Annotated in this window: 18 protein-coding genes; 9 read left to right on the forward strand and 9 right to left on the reverse strand. The window is 41.5% G+C overall.

Going from position 1 to position 20,821, the window contains the following annotated elements; all coding sequences use genetic code 11:
• Positions 1-104: 104 nt before the first annotated feature.
• The 5 genes from mnmE to rpmH all read right to left on the reverse strand — a co-directional run bounded on the left by mnmE (position 105) and on the right by rpmH (position 4,217).
• On the reverse strand, positions 105-1,460 hold the full coding sequence (gene mnmE / locus ACE01U_RS14890) for a tRNA uridine-5-carboxymethylaminomethyl(34) synthesis GTPase MnmE (protein ID WP_291375231.1): 1,356 nt from the start codon (positions 1,458-1,460) through the stop codon (positions 105-107).
• A 99-nt stretch (positions 1,461-1,559) separates the two neighbouring features.
• On the reverse strand, positions 1,560-3,323 hold the full coding sequence (yidC, locus tag ACE01U_RS14895; RefSeq protein ID WP_119065033.1) for a membrane protein insertase YidC: 1,764 nt from the start codon (positions 3,321-3,323) through the stop codon (positions 1,560-1,562).
• Between the two features lie 5 nt (positions 3,324-3,328).
• Positions 3,329-3,649: a membrane protein insertion efficiency factor YidD gene (gene yidD / locus ACE01U_RS14900; protein WP_086210880.1), complete on the reverse strand. Its 321-nt coding sequence runs from the start codon at positions 3,647-3,649 to the stop codon at positions 3,329-3,331.
• Between the two features lie 9 nt (positions 3,650-3,658).
• A complete protein-coding gene (gene rnpA, locus ACE01U_RS14905) occupies positions 3,659-4,048 on the reverse strand; it encodes a ribonuclease P protein component (protein ID WP_086210881.1) in 390 nt (129 codons plus the stop codon).
• A 34-nt stretch (positions 4,049-4,082) separates the two neighbouring features.
• On the reverse strand, positions 4,083-4,217 hold the full coding sequence (rpmH, locus tag ACE01U_RS14910; protein ID WP_000831329.1) for a 50S ribosomal protein L34: 135 nt from the start codon (positions 4,215-4,217) through the stop codon (positions 4,083-4,085).
• A 661-nt stretch (positions 4,218-4,878) separates the two neighbouring features.
• Here rpmH and dnaA point away from each other — a divergent pair.
• The 5 genes from dnaA (at position 4,879) to ACE01U_RS14935 (ending at position 11,679) form a co-directional block, all read left to right on the forward strand.
• The gene (gene dnaA, locus ACE01U_RS14915; RefSeq protein WP_086210882.1) at positions 4,879-6,258 is read left to right on the forward strand and encodes a chromosomal replication initiator protein DnaA; all 1,380 of its coding nucleotides are present in this window, start codon (positions 4,879-4,881) and stop codon (positions 6,256-6,258) included.
• Positions 6,259-6,368: 110 nt separating this feature from the next.
• Entirely contained in the window at positions 6,369-7,517 is a 1,149-nt protein-coding gene (gene dnaN, locus ACE01U_RS14920) for a DNA polymerase III subunit beta (RefSeq protein WP_086210883.1), read from the forward strand.
• Positions 7,518-7,532: 15 nt separating this feature from the next.
• Positions 7,533-8,615 carry a DNA replication/repair protein RecF gene (gene recF, locus ACE01U_RS14925; protein WP_086210884.1) on the forward strand — a complete coding sequence of 361 codons (1,083 nt, stop codon included), beginning with the start codon at positions 7,533-7,535 and terminating at the stop codon, positions 8,613-8,615.
• Positions 8,616-8,667: 52 nt separating this feature from the next.
• Positions 8,668-11,139, forward strand: coding sequence for a DNA topoisomerase (ATP-hydrolyzing) subunit B (gyrB, locus tag ACE01U_RS14930; RefSeq protein WP_086210885.1), 2,472 nt, complete (start codon positions 8,668-8,670; stop codon positions 11,137-11,139).
• A 171-nt stretch (positions 11,140-11,310) separates the two neighbouring features.
• A complete protein-coding gene (locus ACE01U_RS14935) occupies positions 11,311-11,679 on the forward strand; it encodes a hypothetical protein (protein WP_151707199.1) in 369 nt (122 codons plus the stop codon).
• 605 nt (positions 11,680-12,284) lie between these two features.
• On the opposite strand, the gene ACE01U_RS14940 is transcribed toward ACE01U_RS14935, so the two are convergent.
• Positions 12,285-14,222 (reverse strand): ATP-binding cassette domain-containing protein, encoded by a 1,938-nt coding sequence (locus ACE01U_RS14940; RefSeq protein ID WP_291375404.1) that lies wholly within the window; start codon positions 14,220-14,222, stop codon positions 12,285-12,287.
• A gap of 230 nt (positions 14,223-14,452) precedes the next feature.
• On the opposite strand from ACE01U_RS14940, the gene ACE01U_RS14945 reads away from it, so the two are divergent.
• From ACE01U_RS14945 to erpA, 4 genes are all read left to right on the forward strand, one after another.
• The gene (locus ACE01U_RS14945) at positions 14,453-15,463 is read left to right on the forward strand and encodes a putative solute-binding protein (RefSeq protein ID WP_395579835.1); all 1,011 of its coding nucleotides are present in this window, start codon (positions 14,453-14,455) and stop codon (positions 15,461-15,463) included.
• A gap of 253 nt (positions 15,464-15,716) precedes the next feature.
• Entirely contained in the window at positions 15,717-16,727 is a 1,011-nt protein-coding gene (locus ACE01U_RS14950; protein WP_086210888.1) for a putative solute-binding protein, read from the forward strand.
• Positions 16,728-16,958: 231 nt separating this feature from the next.
• Positions 16,959-17,960 (forward strand): putative solute-binding protein, encoded by a 1,002-nt coding sequence (locus ACE01U_RS14955; RefSeq protein ID WP_395579842.1) that lies wholly within the window; start codon positions 16,959-16,961, stop codon positions 17,958-17,960.
• Positions 17,961-18,078: 118 nt separating this feature from the next.
• A complete protein-coding gene (gene erpA / locus ACE01U_RS14960) occupies positions 18,079-18,414 on the forward strand; it encodes an iron-sulfur cluster insertion protein ErpA (RefSeq protein WP_086210890.1) in 336 nt (111 codons plus the stop codon).
• Positions 18,415-18,477: 63 nt separating this feature from the next.
• Here erpA and ACE01U_RS14965 read toward each other — a convergent pair whose 3' ends face one another.
• The 3 genes from ACE01U_RS14965 to blaOXA form a co-directional block, all read right to left on the reverse strand.
• Positions 18,478-18,852, reverse strand: a complete 375-nt coding sequence (locus ACE01U_RS14965) for a hypothetical protein (protein ID WP_171264512.1) — start codon at positions 18,850-18,852, stop codon at positions 18,478-18,480.
• Between the two features lie 111 nt (positions 18,853-18,963).
• The gene (locus ACE01U_RS14970) at positions 18,964-19,875 is read right to left on the reverse strand and encodes a matrixin family metalloprotease (protein WP_395579836.1); all 912 of its coding nucleotides are present in this window, start codon (positions 19,873-19,875) and stop codon (positions 18,964-18,966) included.
• Between the two features lie 82 nt (positions 19,876-19,957).
• Positions 19,958-20,782, reverse strand: a complete 825-nt coding sequence (gene blaOXA / locus ACE01U_RS14975; RefSeq protein ID WP_395579837.1) for an OXA-211 family carbapenem-hydrolyzing class D beta-lactamase — start codon at positions 20,780-20,782, stop codon at positions 19,958-19,960.
• Between the last annotated feature and the right edge of the window lie 39 nt (positions 20,783-20,821).

A 20,821-nucleotide genomic window follows, 5' to 3' on the forward strand; every position in this document is an offset into this window, starting at 1 on the left:
ATAGCAGCACTAGCCATCCTATGTATAAAAAAGCACCCAGCCTTTAAAACTGAGTGCTTTTTTATATCCATCTACCTAAATAGGCACGATGCTAAATGTCAGCATTATTTTCCAATACAGAACGATCCAAAAATTTTCCCAAGTAAATCATCCGCACTAAAGTCCCCTGTAATTTCACCGAGGGCATTTTGCGCCAAACGGAGCGACTCTGCGACTAACTCACCTGCGTTATACACCACCAATTGTTCACGGGCTTCAGCAAGATAGAGCTGAGTGCGTTTCATTGCGTCTAAATGGCGTGTGCGCGCAATAAAGGTATCTTCTTCTGGCTGGAAGCCTGCATGCGCTGTAATCGCTTCTATGAGCGCTTGAATGCCAGTTTCTTGCTTGGCCGAAACCATAATATGACGGAAGCCGTTAAAATCTTCGATATGTGATGTTGTTTCCGTCAAATCACACTTATTGCCAATCAGCATTAAACGTTTCGGTTCAATATGCTCAGCAAAATATGCTTGCGCCAGTTTGAGTGGGTCTTCACCTTGACTTAAGTCATAAACCAAAAGTAACAGATCGGCTTGCTCAATTTCTTTAATGGCACGGCGGATCCCTTCTTTTTCTACAATATCACCTGTTTCACGCAAACCCGCGGTATCGGTTAGTGTTATAGGTAAACCATTCAGGGTAATTTTTTCATGTAAGACATCCCGCGTCGTACCTGCAATATCCGTCACAATGGCCCGTTCAATGCCCGCTAAAGCATTGAGTAGTGATGACTTACCCGCATTCGGTTTCCCTGCAATGACTACTTGTAAACCTTCACGCAACAACTGTCCCTGACGCGCTGACTGTTGTACTTGGTTCACGGCAGCCGTAACACCATCTAAAAGATTTAAAATTTTCCCGTCCGCAAGAAAATCAATTTCTTCTTCAGGAAAATCAATTGCAGCCTCCACATGCAAACGTAGATGAATCAATTGCTCCAGCACGCGATTTACTTTAGTTGAAAATGCGCCTTGTAATGAACGTACTGCAGAACGTGCAGCCGCTTGTGATGTCGCATCAATCAAGTCAGCGATCGCTTCCGCCTGTACCAAATCCAGTTTGCCATTTTCAAAAGCCCGCATGGAAAACTCACCGGCTTTTGCAGCAATTGCACCAAGCTCCAACAAACGTCCCAGTAAAGCATTTTGAATCACAGGGCCACCATGCCCTTGCAACTCAACCACATCTTCACCAGTGAACGAATTCGGGTTCGGAAAACAAATCGCTAAGCCTTCATCCATCACTTCACCAGATGCATCATAAAACTGGCGAAAACCTGCAAAACGCGCTTTCGGTAAGTCCTTTTGAGTCAAGGCCTGTGCAATCTCGTACGATTTAGGACCAGATAGGCGAATGACCCCGACACCACCACGCCCAGGTGGTGTTGCAATGGCAGCAATCGTAGTTCGGTTGTACATAACATTCACCTAAAAATCTTAAAAACGCGCAAAGAAAAATCCGCCTAAGATTACCATCTTAAGCGGATTTATTCAGCTTTTCGCGAAAAGTTGCCTCGATTAGCTCGACGCACTTTCCTTATTCAAGCGATCTTTTTCAACAGATTTGTTGATCAACGTTTGTTGAATGATCGTGATACTGTTGTTGACAATCCAGTACAACACCAAGCCCGAAGGGAAGAACAGCATAAAGACTGTAAAAACAATCGGCATGATGCGGAATACTTTGGCTTGCATCGGGTCTGCAGGCTGTGGATTTAAAGACTGCTGAATGAACATGGTTGCGCCCATCAACAGCGGTAAAATAAACCACGGATCCATTGCTGACAAATCTTGAATCCAAAGTAACCATGGTGCATGACGAAGTTCAACAGACTCCATCAATACCCAGTACAATGCAAGGAAGATTGGCATTTGTAATAACAATGGCAAACAACCAGCAAGCGGATTGACTTGTTCTCGTTTATACAGTGCCATCATTTCTTGAGAGAAGCGCATACGGTCTTCACCGAACTCTTCTTTCATACGTTGCATTTCAGGTGCAATAACACGCATTTTCGCCATTGAGCGATAGCTCTTAGACGACAATGGCCACAGAATCAGTTTCACCAAGACCGTTAACAGAATAATTGCCCAGCCCCAGTTACCCACTAAACCGTGGAAGAACTCAAGACCCAAGAACAACAATTTCGCAATTGGCCATAACCAACCATAATCAACAGTTTGGTTCAAACCTGTTGCTAATTCTTTTAGCTCAGATTGAACTTTAGGGCCTGAATAGAAAGTCGCATCAATCTCAGCCACTGTTCCTGCAGGCACAGTAATTGTTGGTGAAGTAAAACCAATGATATTCATATCATCAGTCGACTTACGCGATTCTAATTTTGCAACATACGGTTGACCGTTACCTTGCGTAAGCTTTAAGTCACCTGGAATCCAAGCACTGACGAAATAGTGCTGAACCATAGCAACCCAGCCACCTTTCGCTTCAACATTCAATTTTTCTTCATTGAAGTTAGCAAATTTCAGCTTGTTATAATGTTCATCTGGCGAACCCCAAGCACCACCTAAGAAAGTGCCCAATGTGAAAATACCTTGGTCTGACTTACCTGGATCTTCAGAGTTGTCACGTTTGAGTTGACCAAACATTTGACCCTGCCAGTTTTGACCACTGCGGTTCACCACTTTATGGTTCACAACAATAGGATAGTCACCTTGCTTGAAGGTAAAGGTTTTAATGATTTCCACACCATCCGCTGTTTTCAGTACCATCGGTACAGTTAACACTTTGATGCTTTTACCATCTTCCGTTTGAACCGCTTTGGCATCATTCAATGTATAAGCAGATTTTTCAATCTCATACATTGGGCGACCGCTACGATTACTGTCTGGACCATTAAGACCAATTAAACCAGACTGCGCCACATAAGTACGTTTCGCATCACTTTCCAGCATGACAAATGCTTCATTGCTGTCTTTGCTCTTGTCATGGTTTAACAATTCAATACGAACAATATCACCACCTTTAGGGTTAATCCAAAGATGATAAAGGTCAGTTTGTACTGAAATAAGCTGTTGATTTACAGATGCTTTAGCTTCTGTAACTGGTTGCTGAGTCGCGATATTTGCTTGTGGCATATCAGACGCTGCTGAAGCCGTTTGAGCATTTGGCAAATCTGCAGATACTTCATGCGAAACTACAGCAGCCTGTTGAGGCTGTTGCTGAGTTGCCGCATGTCCATAATCTTTTTGCCAAGCCAAAATAAGCAAATAAGCGACAACAAACATGGCCCCGAGAATGGCAAACCTGGCCCATTGTTGCATATCTATTACCCCAAGTGGTTAGAGTGATTTTGGTTCAAGAAACAATCACGAAAGGGTACAGCAAGCAGACGCTTTTGAGAATCTATTTGCTGAAAAGAGATAAAACGAATCCTTTTAGCTGGAACAGGGTCATACCCCGATCCACCCCAAGGATGACAACGGCAAATACGTTTAGTAGCCAACCACACACCACGCACAGCACCATGTGTATGGACTGCTTCCAATGAATATTGAGAACATGTAGGGATATAACGACAACGCGGTCCAAGTAAAGGACTAATCGCAATTTGATAAAATCGAATTAACCAATGCAGTAACCGGACCATTGGCCATCTCTACTTTTGCAGGGAGGGAGCTATTTTTTGATGCTTTTTGGCAAGACGTTGTAATTTTTGCCAAGCAAATTGTAATTGCTGGTGCAACTCTGCATTAGGCACTGTTTCTATCCCCATTTTAGGCATAACCACAATATCTAAAGTTAATTGCTGTTGATGCAAGCGAAAGCTTTCGCGAGCCAAACGTTTTACTCTATTTCTTTCGTGTGCACGACGCACTTTCTTTTTAGCAACAACAATACCCAAACGACTATGAGGTTGTTCGGTCAGTTTTGCTAGAAATAAGAAATGGGGTTGATGCACTTTAAAAAGCGCACCATCGAAGACACTTTTATAATCGGCAGCACAGCGAATACGAACCTCTGTGCTGAAGCCATAAAGTGTAGTCATAACACCCAAAATCGCTTTAAGCGTTAACTATTGATTAAACAGTTAAGCTGTGACGACCTTTTGCACGACGACGAGCTAATACTTGGCGACCAGCTTTAGTAGCCATACGAGCACGGAAACCATGAACGCGCTTACGCTTTAATTCAGATGGTTGGAATGTACGTTTCATATCGAAACTCCAAAAATGATCATTCAATGAAGGTTCGCGATTTTAGTGTTCATTGCTTGAGCTGTCAATGAAAAACAGATTTTCTTGCAAAATTAACTTGTTTTTAATGTATCCCTGCAATAAAAGCTCAAATCTCTTATACACAGCGTTTTTTTATTATACACAAGCTAGATTATTGTTTATTAAAGTGATATAAGTTATCAGCAAGATTATTCACATAATTATCCACAGTTGTTTAAATTCAATTACATTGTAATGTTTTAAATTTAAATTCATATCTCAAGCGAAGTTATCCCCAAAAAACAGCGCTCTTATAAATAAATTCAAATTTATAAATTTAAATTTATTACTATTAGGGCTGTGTTTTTCTGTGGAAATTGCACTTTTCTATTTAAAAAACATAATTATATGGTGTGGATAAAGTTGTTTTTATAAAAATAATAGTTTGTGGATAACTTTATGCTATATTCTATCCACAGCTTGAGGATAAACTTATCCACAATAGCATTTGAATTTAAATTTGTTTTTATAAGTAGTCTTTTTGAGCAATATCGACAGAATTTCCCATGACAGATGTGGATAACTTGGTTAGAATGGCGACCCGCTTCGGTGGGTGCTTCGTGTTTTTATTAATTATCGATGGAATGAATAGGGGTTTCACATGCTTTGGACGGACTGCTTAACTCGCTTGCGACAAGAGCTATCTGGGAATGTCTTTACGATGTGGATACGCCCTTTAGTTGCAGAAGAGTTAAATGACACATTACGTCTGTATGCGCCGAATCCCTATTGGACACGTTACATTCAAGAACACCATCTTGAGTTGATTACTATTTTAGTTGAACAACTCTCTGAAGGACGTGTGCGTAAGGTTGAAATTTTAGTCGATTCAAGACCTGGGGCGATTTTATCTGCGGCTGAACAACCTGCAACCACAACTGCAGCTTTAGAGTCAGCACCTACGCCTGTGCAGCGCCCTAAAAAAGAAAAAGACGAAAGTCCTGCTAAAAATAATCGTAAACGTCAGCTTAACCCTTTATTTAGTTTCTCACTTTTTGTTGAGGGGCGTTCAAACCAGATGGCTGCTGAAACATGTCGTAAGGTTTTGACTCAGTTGGGGGCTTCTCAGCACAATCCATTATTTTTATATGGTCCGACTGGATTGGGTAAAACGCATTTAATGCAGGCGGTTGGTAATGCTTTATTGCAAGCCAAGCCTAATGCGCGCGTCATGTATATGACGGCTGAAAGTTTTGTGCAGGATTTTGTCAGCTCTTTGCAACAGGGCAAAGTGGAAGAATTTAAGAAAAATTGCCGATCTTTAGATCTATTATTGGTCGATGATATTCACTTACTTGCAGGAAAAGAGGCAAGTTTAGTGGAGTTTTTCTATACATTTAACGCACTTTTAGATGAGTCTAAGCAAATTATTTTGACTTCTGACCGCTATCCAAAAGAATTGACTGAATTAGACCCTCGTTTGGTTTCACGTTTTTCGTGGGGCTTATCGGTGGGGGTTGAACCACCAGATATTGAAACACGAATTGAAATTTTGCTGAAAAAAGCAGAAAGCAATGACGTCGAACTGCCGCGAAATTGTGCCTTGTTTATTGCACAACAAGTCGTTGCTAATGTTCGTGAGCTTGAAGGTGCGTTGAATAAAGTGGTGGCCATTTCCCGCTTTAAAGGCACAGCGATTGACTTAGATGTCGTGCGTGAGTCTTTAAAAGACGTCTTGGCGATTCGTGCACGAACCATCAGTACTGAAAATATTCAACGTGTGGTGAGTGAGTACTTTAGAATTCCACTGAAAGAGTTGGTTGGACCTAAACGTACCCGTATTTATGCACGCCCACGCCAATTGGCGATGGGTTTGGCGCGTGAGTTAACGGGCGACAGTTTCCCTGAAATTGGGATGGCTTTTGGTGGGCGTGATCATAGTACGGTGATGCATGCCTGTGAAAAAGTGGTCAGTCTGAGAGATGAAGATCCGATCTTCAATGAGGACTATAAAAACTTACAGCGCTTACTACAAAGTTAAGTGTGGTTGTTCAAATTCTGTTCTTGCAATGCGGCATGTTCTGCCGCATAGTACACTGCTAAAAACACTTTTATTTATTCTTTTATCTTCAGTTTCTCGAGGAATGTATCGTGCGTTTAAAAATCGCGAAAGAAAGCTTACTTAATGTTCTATCACATGTCGTAGGAGCGGTTGAACGTCGCCATACTTTAAACATTCTTTCAAATGTCAAAGTTCAAGTAAATCAAGAGTCTTTGACCATTACAGGCTCTGATTTAGAGGTTGAGCTGGTTGCCAGTACCACACTTGCTGATGGGGCATGTTTACAAGCGGGTGAAACAACTGTTCCTGCACGTAAGTTGATGGATATTTGTAAATCTTTGCCAACAGCAGCCTTAATTGACTTACAGATTACTGAAGATCAACGCTGTATTTTAAAGTCAGGCAATAGTCGTTTTGTTCTCGGGACTTTACCAGCTGAAGATTATCCACTTTTAAGCACAGAAAACACGCAAGGCACCCAAGTAGCGGTGACGCAGCGTGAATTAAAGCGTTTATTTGAAAAAACTGCTTTTGCTATGGCGGTACAAGACGTACGTTTCTACCTTACAGGGACTTTACTTGAGATTGATAACAATCAATTACGTGCAGTCACGACTGATGGTCACCGTTTGGCGCTGTGTGAAACTGTCGCCAGCTCAAATGCAACCCAGTTGATCCAAGCCATTGTGCCACGTAAAGCTGTAGCTGAATTACAACGTCTACTGAGCATTGAAGATGAGCAATTGGCATTGTTGATTGGTCGTGAGCTGTTGAATGTGACCATTTCAATTGCTAGTCGTGACAAAGAACAAGGTGAAACCACTGTTCGTTTCACGACGAAACTGATTGATGGTAAATTCCCTGACTATCGCCGTGTGATTCCACGTGGTGGTGATAAAAATGTCTTAATTGCACATGATGTCTTTAAGCAATCTTTACAACGTGTTTCGATTTTAAGTAATGAAAAACTACGTGGTGTGTTCTTAAATTTTGATGCCGATACGCTACAGCTTCGTGCGAATAACCCAGAACAAGATGAAGCCGTAGAAGACTTGGCGATTCAATATAGTAATGCACCAATGGAAATGTCTTTTAATGCACAATATATCTTGGATGTATTAGGCGCATTGGATGGTGATGATGTGTCTATGACCATGACCGAAGCCAATCAGTCGGTTTTGGTTCAAGACCCTGCGCATCAAGATCAGACTTATGTTGTTATGCCAATGCGTGTTTAAGACTTAGGTTGACGCATGCAAATTACGCGTTTAAATATCGAACGTGTTCGAAATTTAAAGACGGTTGCTCTCCATGGATTGCAACCGTTTAATGTTTTTTATGGGCAAAATGGTTCAGGCAAAACCTCAATTTTGGAAGCCATCCATCTGCTGGCGACAGGGCGCTCCTTCCGTACCCATATTCCTAAAAACTACATTCAAACCGATACCCAAGATGCCATAATTTTCGCGCAGTCCAGTACAGAAAAGATTGGCATGCAAAAGCTGTTGTCAGGTGAACAGTTGATTAAGGTCAATGGTGACAACATTGCCACCCAAGGGCAGTTAGCCAAAATTCTTCCCCTACAACTGATTGATCCACAAAGTACCGATATTATTGATCATGGTGCGAAGCCGAGAAGGCAGCTACTCGATTGGTTGATGTTCCACGTGGAACCAGAGTTTTATCATGCATGGCAATATTACTCGCGTGCCTTAAAACAACGGAACAGTTTACTTAAAACACGACGAAATTTAAGTTTGGTAGACTTGGAACCGTGGAACAAAATGCTCAGTGATTATGGAGAAATGCTACATTCGCAAAGAGTGAGTATTGTTGAGCAATGGAAGGACTTTTTTGAGCAAGATTTAAAACAACTTTTGCCACATATTCAGGTTGACTTGGAATACAGTCCAGGGTTTCACACCGATGTAGGGTTACTGCATGACTTGCAAAGTCACCATCAAAAAGACCTTGACCGCCGCTATACGGAATATGGGCCGCATAAGGCAGATTTACGTTTAAAAACAAGCCTAGGTGATGCAGACGTGGTGCTTTCACGGGGACAAAAAAAGCTGTTAATCATAGCTTTAAAACTGTCACAGATTGCAATGCTGCATGCCTGTAATAAGGAAACTGTGGTATTATTAGATGATCTGACAGCAGAATTAGATTTAACAGCACAACAACGTTTAATTGAGCGATTGAGCCAACTAGGTAGTCAAGTTTTTATTACCACTTTAGAGTATGAATCAGTCAAAAATCACTTACATGATTTATCTATTTCTTATCAATTATTCTGTGTTGAAAATGGTCAAGTTCAAGTTGTCGCACAATGATTTTAGATTTTACCCATCACGGGATAGACCTATTTTTCGCTAGGGAGAAACCATGAGTTCAGAAGATCAACAAGCTGCTTCTCAAACGGAACAAACCACAGAAAAAGCTTATGATTCCTCTAGTATCAAAGTATTACGTGGATTGGACGCAGTACGTAAACGTCCAGGTATGTATATTGGTGATACGGATGATGGTTCAGGCTTACACCATATGGTGTTTGAGGTGGTGGATAATGCGATCGACGAAGCGCTTGCAGGTCACTGTGATGAAATCTTGGTGACGATTCACGAAGATGAATCTGTCAGTGTATCGGATAATGGGCGCGGTATTCCGACCGATATTCACCCTGAAGAAGGGGTTTCTGCAGCAGAAGTTATTCTCACTATTCTGCACGCAGGCGGTAAGTTTGATGACAATAGTTACAAGGTTTCAGGTGGACTACATGGTGTAGGTGTATCTGTGGTGAATGCATTGTCACGTAAGTTAGAATTGACGATTCACCGTGCCGGCCATATTCACCAACAAGAATACAAACATGGTGATCCTGTTTATCCTTTAGCGGTAATTGGTGATACCGAAACGACAGGAACAACTGTACGTTTTTGGCCAAGTGCTGAAACTTTTAGTCAGACTATTTTCAATGTCGATATTTTGGCACGCCGTTTACGTGAATTGTCTTTCTTGAACGCAGGCGTGCGCATCGTTTTGCGCGATGAGCGTATTCATGCGGAACATGTGTTTGACTACGAAGGCGGTCTGTCTGAGTTTGTGAAATATATTAACCAAGGCAAAACACATCTAAATGACATTTTTCATTTTACCGTACAGGCGGAAAATGGCATTGGGGTCGAAGTGGCATTGCAGTGGAATGATACTTATCAAGAAAATGTCCGTTGCTTCACCAACAACATTCCACAAAAAGATGGCGGAACGCATTTAGCAGGTTTCCGTGCAGCCTTAACCCGTGGCTTAAACAGCTACATGGAAAATGAAAACTTACTCAAAAAAGAGAAAGTAGCCGTTTCAGGGGATGATGCTCGTGAAGGTTTAACTGCGATTGTTTCAGTGAAAGTTCCTGATCCGAAGTTCTCTTCACAAACCAAAGAAAAGTTGGTTTCAAGTGAAGTGAAACCGGCGGTTGAACAGGCAATGAATAAATCATTCTCTGAATATTTGCTTGAAAACCCACAAGCGGCAAAAGCCATTGCAGGCAAAATTATTGATGCAGCTCGTGCCCGTGATGCGGCGCGTAAAGCGCGTGAAATGACGCGTCGTAAAAGTGCTTTAGATATTGCTGGTTTACCTGGTAAATTGGCGGATTGCCAAGAGAAAGATCCTGCATTGTCTGAATTGTATCTGGTCGAGGGTGACTCTGCGGGTGGTAGTGCGAAACAAGGTCGTAACCGTAAGATGCAAGCGATTTTACCGTTGAAAGGTAAAATCCTAAACGTGGAACGTGCGCGTTTTGACAAGATGATTTCATCACAAGAAGTGGGCACGCTGATTACGGCATTAGGTTGTGGTATTGGTCGTGAAGAGTACAACCCAGATAAACTTCGTTATCATAAAATCATCATCATGACCGATGCGGACGTGGATGGTTCGCACATTCGTACCTTATTGTTGACTTTCTTCTTCCGCCAAATGCCAGAGCTAGTAGAACGTGGTTATATCTATATTGCACAGCCACCGTTATACAAGCTGAAAAAAGGCAAACAAGAGCAATATATTAAAGATAATGATGCGCTTGAAACCTATTTAATTTCAAACGCAATTGATGAGCTTGAATTACACGTTAGTGAAGCTGCACCTGCAATTCGTGGTGAGGCTTTGGCGAATGTGATTGCAGATTATCAAACGTCTCAGAAGAGCTTGCAGCGTCTAACAGTTCGTTATCCTGCCAGTGTTCTAGATGCGTTGATTTCTGTGGAAGGCTTTAAGCTTGATCACAATCATGACCGAGCTTATGTCGAGCAGTGGGCTGAGCAAGTGCGTAGCGCTGTGGCAGAAATTCAGCCAAGCTTGCGTCCTGAGCTGAGCTTAGAAATGTTTGAAAAAGAGCTGGCAGATGGTCAAAAGATCGAGACTTATTTGCCTCGTATCACGATTTATGTACACAATTTACCGCATAGTTATTTACTAGATGCGGGTTTATTGGGTTCAGGTGAATATGCACGCTTGCTGAAAAACTCTAAGAGCTGGTTCACGCTGCTTGAAGACGGTGCTTACCTGCAAAAAGGTGATCGTAAAATTGCAGTCACCAATTTCCATCAAGTTTGGCAGCATATTTTGTCTGATTCACGTCGCGGTATGATGATTCAGCGCTATAAAGGCTTGGGTGAGATGAATGCGGATCAGCTTTGGGAAACAACAATGGATCCTGAAAACCGCAACATGCTGCAAGTGACGATTGAGGATGCGATTGAGGCTGATCGTATGTTCTCTTGTTTGATGGGTGATGACGTGGAACCACGTCGTGCATTTATTGAAGAGAATGCACTGAATGCGGATATTGATGCTTAAACGCTTTACAAAATACATAGAAAAAAGCACTCGTTAGAGTGCTTTTTTTTACAGCATTTTTTATGCTTTTGAATAAAATATAAGCAATGTACAATGTTATTAAACTGACTTATAGCGATGTCATGATGTAAGTATCAAGTCTTTTTGCACAGTGCAAAATGTGAGGTCATTATGATGGATAACCAACTAGAACAAGTACGTGACATTTGGGTGAATGCATTTTTCACCGGTAATTATGAAGTTTTAGCTCAATATGAAGATGAGCATTTTAAAGTGGTCTATGAGCAAGCCGATCGTGTAGAAAGCAACTATACACGCTATGAAAAGATCGCACATGCGGTGAAAAATGGGGTTTGGAAACCTCAAAAACCTGATGTCGAATTTGAAGAATTTGAGTTTAACCGAGACCAAACACGCTGTCAGGTTTTGATTGGTTTGGTTGAAAATCGCCAACAAATCCAAGAAACATGGATCTTCGATCGGGGTTGGAAAATACAAGAATTACGTTTTTTAAAGGCGAAAAGAGCCATTTTAAATTAAAGAAAAACGGCGAAAAAGGGTTAACTTTAGCTAAAAGAATCGAATAAATAAGCATCACCAAGCTGTGGACAAAATATAAATACGCTTTATATTAGGTGTCAAAATACGTATAATTTTATCCACAATGGATGTGATCTGAAGAATCTAAATTTAAAAGTTGTGATATTTTTTGAATTTAAAAACCGCTTTCCTGTTTACCTTGTCCTTTTAAATTCAAAACAAACTGTTTTTGAATAATTTGAAATGTTGCTGTTGTTTAGTGGCCGAGATGTTTTGCTACAGAAAATTGTGCTTTGGACACGCATAATTAAGTTTATTTGAGTTTACATGATTGAATATTCCATTAATTTAGCAGAATTAAATAATTGAAAAATTGCTTTTTAAAAATATCTAAACAATAGTTATTATTTTTTATAAGTATATGTTTTATTTAAAATATATAATTTTCTTGATGGGAAGCTGGATTGATTTTTATATCAAGGAGGTCAGTTTGGAGAGTGTTTGAAAAACATTCAGCCAAAGTCCGCCGATAAAAACGAAAAAGCATAAAAAACCCGCGATGCTTGTGCATCACGGGCAGTAGTAGTTGTGTTAGATAGAATGTTTTAGTCTTCGAATGAACTTTCGAGCTCTTCAAGTTCCATCATCAGCTCTAGCATTTGTTCTTCAGCTTCATTGACTTGGTTTTTAAGTTCGGTTTGCTCATTCATCAGTTTCATGAGTTCATCTTTGCGTGCAGCGTCATATAGGCCAGCATCACCGAGTAAACTTTCAATGTCGACTAAGCGTGGCTGGTGCTTTGCCAGCAGGCTTTCACATTTTTCGATATTTTTACGAATCGGGCGCGTTTGTTCACGGCGCTGTGCAGCCAATTTACGCTGCGCTTCTTTATCCACTTTGGAAATGAGCGTTTTTTGCTCACTGACTTTAGACACCACAGGTGCTATTTGTCCACCTTGTTTAATCATCTCTAGGCGCGCTTGACGTAACCAGTTGGCATAATCGTGAAGATCGCCTTCAAATTCTATGGATTTTCCAGCGTGGACTAAAATGAGGTCATCGCACACACTGGCAATCAGTTGGCGTTCGTGTGAAACCAAGACCACTGCACCTTCATAGTCTTGTAAAGCCATGGTCAGGGCATGGCGCATATCTAAGTCTAAATGGTTGGTCGGTTCGTCTAGAATCAAGACATTGGGACGTAACCACACGATTAAAGCCAATGCCAAACGCGCACGTTCACCACCTGAAAAGCTCTCACAAGGGGTATCCATTCGTTCGCCACTAAAGCCGAAACTGCCTAAAAAGGCACGTAAGGTCGCTTCACTGATTTTTTTATCTGCAATTCGTGCCAATTGCAGCATTGGGCTAGCCGATTCATCTAGTGAATCCATTTGATGCTGTGCAAAATAGCCAATATTCAGCAGTTCGGAAGCTTTGCGTTGTCCTGCGAGTAAAGGTAAATCACCGACCAAAGATTTGATTAAGGTTGATTTACCTGCACCATTCATCCCCAATAAGCCAATTCGGCTCGTCGGGGTGATTTGTAGGTTGATATTGGTGGCAATCAGTTTATCGCCATAACCAATATCAGCCTGCTCTAGAGTGAGCAGTGGCGAACTCATTTTGGTGGGTTCACGGAAGCTAAAGGTAAACGGGGTATCGACATGCGCAGGGGCAAGTAACTGCATCCGTTCCAGTTGTTTAATTCGGCTTTGTGCCTGACGCGCTTTAGTGGCTTGGGCTTTAAAGCGATCAATATATTTTTGAATATGTGCCCGTGTTTCGAGCTGCTTTTCATAGGCTTGTTGTTGTTGTGCCAAACGTTCTGCACGAGTGGTTTCAAAGGTAGAATAGTTGCCGCTATAGAGGGTGAGTTCTTGATTTTCGATATGCAAAATACGGTTGGTAATGGCATCTAAGAAATCGCGGTCATGCGAAATTAAAATCAGGGTACCCGTATAGGCATTTAACCAATCTTCTAACCATAAAATAGCATCGAGATCTAAGTGGTTGGTCGGTTCATCGAGTAATAATAGATCCGAACGGCTCATTAGGGTACGCGCTAAGTTTAAACGCATCCGCCATCCACCAGAGAAACTCGAAACCAAAAGTTGGTTTTGATGTTCCATAAAACCCAGACCCGCCATAAGCTGAGCGGCTTTAGCAGGTGCCGAATAACCGTTAATTTCATCGAATCGGCCATGTAAATCAGCCAGTTCAGTGTCAGTTAACTGTTCAGGATGGTTAAGCTGTTGTTGAATGTTCCAATACTCTTCATCACCGGTCAGGACGAAATCAATCGCAGCCATATCTAAGGCTTTTACTTCCTGCGCCATGTGCGCCACTGTCCATACAGCAGGGCGGCTTAGGGTGCCATCATCAGGACCGATTGAGCCTAAGAGCGCAGCAAACAGAGTTGATTTTCCAGCACCATTGACACCGGTGAGACCAACTTTCCAACCCGGATGGATTTGCATGGAGGCTTTTTGAAATAACACTCGTCCACCACGGCGCAATGAAACTTGATCAAGCTGAATCATGGAACTATCAAATATCAGAAAAAGGTGCGCCTATTCTAATGGATGCGTCAGCAAAAGACTAAACATTCAAAATTTATCTGAACTGAAATCTTGAATAGTTACTTTTAAGGGGAGGATGAAACCCTTTGACCTTTGGTCGGAAAGCTAAAAGTTGACCTTTTTTGACCTATATTGAGAAATAGCACACAGATATATTTCCCCAGTAAAACAAAAAACATGAAGGGATAATAATGAAAAGAAAAGGAATTTTTATTTTATCGACACTCGCACTGTGCGCTTTCTCCAGTATGGTGCAGGCGAAGCAACAAGTCTGTGTGTTTGACCTACTGGGTAAAGCAGGTGAATCTTATAAATTCTTAGAAGAATGGGCTTTGGTCAGTAAAAAATGGGGCGCACAGGTACAGTTGATTTCGTTTCAGGACGAAGACTTGGCCGATAAGGCCTTTCAAAATGATAAATGCGATGCGGTGTATATGACCTCAATGCGCGCGCGCACCTATAACAAGTTCGCCGGTTCGATTGATGCCTTAGGCGGAGTGCCGAGCAATAAAATTGCACAAAAGGCCGTGGAATATGTACTCGATCCTAGAAATACCAAACGCATGACCACCACATTACAAGGGGAAAACTATGAAGTGGCAGGCATTGGCTTAATTGGTTCAGCTTATATTTTTGTCAAAGACCGAAGTTTGAACACTATTGAGAAAGCGCAAGGTAAAAAATTTGCCATCCTGCATTATGACCGTGCACAACGGGTGATGGTAGAGCGGGTAGGCGCTGTTCCTGTGATGTCGGATATCTCCAACTTTATAAAAAAGTTTAATACAGGTGAAGTGGATGTGGTTGCCGCACCTGCTTATGCCTACAAACCACTAGAAATTGAAAAAGGTCTAGGCTCTAAAGGGGCCATGCTTAACTTTCCTGTAGTTAATGTCACTGCAGATTTAATTGTCAGACCCGAGCGTTTTCCTGCTCAATTTGGCGTGCAATCGCGGCAATGGTTTTTACAAAAAATCCCGCAATCCTTTGCCATGGTGCAGCGACTAGAAGCTGCCATTCCAAGCAAAATCAAAATGCAACTGAGTAAAGAAGATAAAGAAAAATATCAGCGTATGCTACGCGAAGGGCGCATTGATTTAACCAAACAAGGAGTCTATGACCCAGGCATGATGCGCGTGCTGAAAAAAGCCCGTTGTACGGTTGAACGCACCAACTTTGAATGTTCATTGGGTGGTGAATAAGGCGAAAAGCTGTATTTCTTTGTAATATTAAGCATTATTCATGTAAAGCGGATGATACTGGTTTTTATTCTAAAATGATGAATTTAAAGTAGTTTATAAATCATCCGAAAATAAGAGATTGAGAAAAGCAAAAAAATTTGCCCAATTGACAGTGATTTTTGAGTAAATGCTCTATTTTTTTAATTTTAACTTGCTTAATATTTTGCATGTGTATGGACACCTGTCAAACAACAAAATGAACAAGGACATAAGAATGAAAAAACTAACCCTCGCACTCGCTGCTTTTTCTGCTTTGGGTGTGGCGTCGACGGCACAAGCGGCTAAAGTGGACATCTGTGTATTTGACTTGCTTGGCAAATCAGGTGAGTCCTATCAAATGGCGCAAGAATGGGCTCTAGCTGCAAAAGGCTGGGGGGCTGAAATTAATTTAATCCCTCGTCAAGATGAAGCCGTTGCCGACAACGATTTTAAAGCAGGTAAGTGTGATGGCGTGTTTATGACCGCTATGCGTGCGCGCCAGTACAATAAATTTGTCGGTTCTATTGATGCATTGGGTGGTGCTCCAAGCAATGCCATTGCACAACGTGCGATTACTTTTGCATTGGATCAACGTAATGCGGCAAAAATGGTGACCAATCTTGGAGGTAAAAAATACGAAGTGGCTGGGATTGCACCTTTAGGTTCGGCTTTTATTTTTGTACGAGATAAAAGCATTAATTCCATTGAAAAAGCGGCGGGCAAAAAGTTTGCGGTTTTGGGCTATGACGATGCGCAAAAAATCATGGTACAACGCGTCGGTGCGCAAGCAGTGATTTCCGATGTGTCTAACTTTGTGGCAAAGTTTAATAATGGTCAAGTCGATATGGTCGGCGCACCTGCTTATGCTTATAAACCCCTAGAAATTTATAAAGGTTTAGGCACAAATGGTGCCATGTTTAACTTCCCTGTACTACAAGTGACCGCTGATTTTGTGATTCGCCCAGATCAATTTCCCGCAGGCTTTGGGCAAAAATCGCGAGATTGGTTTGTGAAAAACCTACCGAAAAGCATCGCGATGATAGGCCGTTTAGAAGCAGGCATTCCTGCAAAATACAAAATGAATCTCAGCGCAGAAGACAAAACCAAATATCAAAAAATGTTGCGTGATGGCCGGATGGATATGACCAAACGAGGCATTTATGACCCAGCGATGATGTCAGTCTTGAAAAAAGCCCGTTGCTCGGTGGATAAAGCCAACTTTGAATGCTCACTGGGCGGTGAATAATTTTCCCAATGTGTTCTAAGAAAGCTCAGTTTAAATTGAGCTTTCTTTTTTGTTTTTAATCGACAGATTTAAATGGTTTTGACGCAGCTAATTTGTATAGCGTGTAGGAAATGAGTGGTTGTGAACCGAGTGAAGTTTCATTCGAGGCATCAAAAAATAACAAAGAGCACAAGTGAATGGCTCATCACAATAAACAACAATAAGTCTAAAGGAAGATGTATGAAACAGTGGATGAAAAGCCTCAGTGTTGGGACATTAGTCATTTCTGCAACAGCGATGGCACAGGCCAAACAAGTGGTTTGTGTCTTCGACTTGGTCGGAAAAAATGGTGATGTCTATAGCTTGATGAAAGATTATCAGTTGGCGGCTAAAAACTGGGGGGCGGATATTGAACTGCGTGTAGGCCAAAACGAAGCTGTGATTGCTGAGGATTTTAAAGCAGGAAAATGTGATGCCATTAGTGTCACAGGTATGCGTGGGCGTCAATTTAATGCGTTTACAGGTTCACTCGACGCGATTGGTGCGATTCCCGATCTCAATTTAGCAGTAAAAGTCATGCAAGGCTTGGCCAGCCCAGCTTTTGCTAAATATATGGTCAATGGTAAGTACGAGGTCGCAGGTGTGATCCCCGTTGGAGACGCTTTTTTATTGGTGAATGACCGTAGCATCAATACCGTAGCGAAAGCCGCAGGCAAGAAAATTGCGGTTTTAGACTATGATCAAGCACAAAAAGTCATGGTTCAACAAATTGGTGCACAAGCTGTCAGTGCTGATGTCACTAACTTTGGGGCTAAGTTTAATAATGGTCAGGTTGATATTATTGGTGCACCTGCTGCCGTGTTTAAACCTTTGGAATTACATAAAGGTTTAGGAACGAAAGGGGCGATTGTGAATTATCCGATTTTACAGGTCACAGGGAATATCATTATTCGCCCGGATAAATTCCCTGCAGGTTATGGACAAAAATCACGGGAATGGGTCAAAGGACAGTTACCGCGTGCATTTGGTATTTTGGGTAAAATGAAAGCCGAAATCCCACAAAAATATTGGATGCAGGTGCCTGCAGCCGATCAACCTGGCTATCAAAAGATGATGCGTGAAGCACGGATTGATCTCACCAACCGCGGTATTTACGATAAGCGAATGATGAAACTGTTATGGCAATTCCGTTGTAAGCAAGCAGCGAAAAACTTTGAATGTGGCTTACAAGATGAGAATTACAAACAATCTTGATAAAATTAGTCTGATTTGACTTTAAATATTCAAATAGGGACCATATATTGAGTATGCTATACTCGAAATATGGTCTTTTTGATTTGAAAGACAGCTGAACCGAACTGAGGAATCTAAGATGAATGCCCAAGCACTTGAACTAAGCGACAATGCCGCAAATAAAGTACGTCAATTACGTGACAGTGAAGGGAATCAAGATTTAATGCTCCGTGTATATGTTACGGGCGGTGGGTGTTCAGGTTTTTCTTATGGTTTTAACTTTGCTGAAAACCAAAATGAAGACGACGCAGAATTTATCAATGGTGATGTGAAAATGTTGGTTGACTCATTGAGTTATCAATATTTGGTCGGTTCAGTGGTGGATTATATTGAAGGTTTGGAAGGTTCACGTTTCGTCGTGCAAAACCCAAATGCAACAACGACCTGTGGTTGTGGTTCATCGTTCTCGATCTAAACCTGACCGGATTAAAAAAGCCCTCATCATGATGAGGGCTTTTTTATGTGCAATCATTCGCTTTCAATCGAGTTTAATTGCATCGAGTAAGTCAAAAATAATCGTGGTGACATCTTGGCTTAAGTCTCGGTTATTAAAAACTTCATAGGCAGTAATCGTGACATCGGTGTCACTCGGTAACAGTTTCTGTTCTTCTTCAATCAAATCATTGATCGGCAAAAGCGTCTGTTTCACTTCCAGATGTAAAATATCCTTAAACTCTAAATTCTCATCTTCAAGTTCTAACAGTTGCTCGTTGAAATAGGGCAATAGAATAGAATGGAGATAAGGTTGAATCTCAACAATATCAAAGATTTCGATATCACGAGTTTCTTCAATCGTACTGATGTGGTCATTTACTTCGATTAAGATATGGTAGTAACTCACATTCGTCTCCAAAGCTTCTAGTGGATATTCAATTATTTACAATAACACGAACCCGAGTCAAGATGTGCTGTGATTGTATTTCATACTCCCATTAAAACTAGGGATTTTTAGTAAACCACCACTTCAACGGGCATTAAACAACGCAATATCGGCACTTTGTAAACGAAAATGCTGCATATCTTGTTCTTCTAACATGGGATACATCAGTGCCTTGGGGTCATTATGATGTTTCATGCCTAAGGCGTGACCAAATTCATGTGCCAAGGTCATGCGTAGGTCATCATCTGACTCGAACTCATAAATGTGAATTTCTCGCCCATTAAACAGACCTTTATCAAATGGCCGGGGTTGAAAACGCTGATTAAACTGATCAATCGCAAGATTAAGGCCTTGATCTAAGCGATTGAGTTCATTCACTCTTTGATTATATTCGTTAACACGCGTGTTAAAGCTTGCAATTTGTTGTTCTAAAAAGTTTTGCTGTTCACGAAGTCGCGCTAAACTTTGTTGTACCGCAGGCTGTTGTGCGACAGGCACGCCACCATATTGATTGTACTGGTGGATCATGGCGTTATAGTTTTGGTTGAGTTCTTGTAGACTGCGTTGTTGCATATTTAAAGCGATTTCGTGACGTGCGAGATTTTCTTGCATCGCTTTGAGTTCACTATTCTTTTGGCTGATACTGGCTTCATTTTGCGTGAGTTTAGACAGTTGATCACGGCGTTGTAGTGATTCATCTTGTCTTTGATCATAAATGAGATGAATACTGAGTCGAGCATCAGGGTCATAAACAAAATAATCTTTTCCGAGACCTTGTTTCCAAATATCAGTGGCTTGTTGGCTGATCTGTTTCAGTTCTACTTCACTTAGGTTAAAACGAGGGTCAATTTCTGCAATCCGATAGCGAATACGTTGATCGAAAGGGTGGGTGATGCGATCTAACAATGGATTGAGCCGAAGTTGAGGATGTTGCAGATTTTGATAAAAAATCATCCCTAAAAAGCCAAGTAGAGCAAACAATACAATGAGACGCATATTTTATTCATAGATCGTTGTTTTTAACTACTTTAGCTTAAAAAGGATGATTGCCAAATAAAAATGCGTCAGATTAAGGGCTTTAAATTAGACCCAATGTAGTCAAGCTTTGTTTAACCAGTTGCTCACGTACGCTGGCTGGAATTCCCGTTTTCATGTGCATATTTAAAGAGAAATAGACCTTTTCACGATCGGGATATTCTACCCAGCCTGTCCACCAACCAACTTGCGGTTCTATGTCCATGCCCCAACCTGATTTTGCATAAAGTTTATAATTTGGTTTCTGTTCAATCAGTAGCATGTCTTGTACCGCCTGTTGCACTTCTGGTTTAAATGCAAGCTTTTTATTTGCCAGCTTTTCGACAAAAAGGACTTCTTGGACAGGCGTAATTTGCAGTGGGCCGACTAACCAAAAATTATCGACAACGGTGCCAATCTGTTGATTGCCATATCCAATGCGTTGCACTTCTTTTTGCATCAGGTCTAGACCAATGCGCCGTGCTAGCTCCTGATAAACTGGAACGGCAGATGCTTGCATGGCTTGTCCTAAAGTCATGTCTTTTTCCCATGCAGGAAAGCTACGCTTTTGACCATCCCATTTAAATACCTCGTTAATGGTTGCCTTGTCATGCTCTAGTCCGATTAAGGCATTCAGCATTTTAAAGGTAGAAGCGGGCACATACGGTGTCTGAGCGCGGCTTAGGTCATTGCCGTAGCTGTGTAAGCCATGTTGATCCTTAATGACAATCACCCCCGTGGTTTGGAGTTGATCGAAGGCTTGTTGGATCTGCCGTTGCGTACCTTGCTGTTGCTGGTTTTTAGCTGCTTCTACGGAGGGGTTTATTGTGGTACAAGCAGAACCGAAGGTTGTAATGAGGACGATGAGTCCCAACTGTAAAGTTTTCATGGGTGGTTAAGTTCTAAATTTTTTATCAGGCTAATGTAA

The sequence above is a fragment of the Acinetobacter halobius genome, assembly GCF_044130335.1.
Lineage (GTDB): Bacteria > Pseudomonadota > Gammaproteobacteria > Pseudomonadales > Moraxellaceae > Acinetobacter.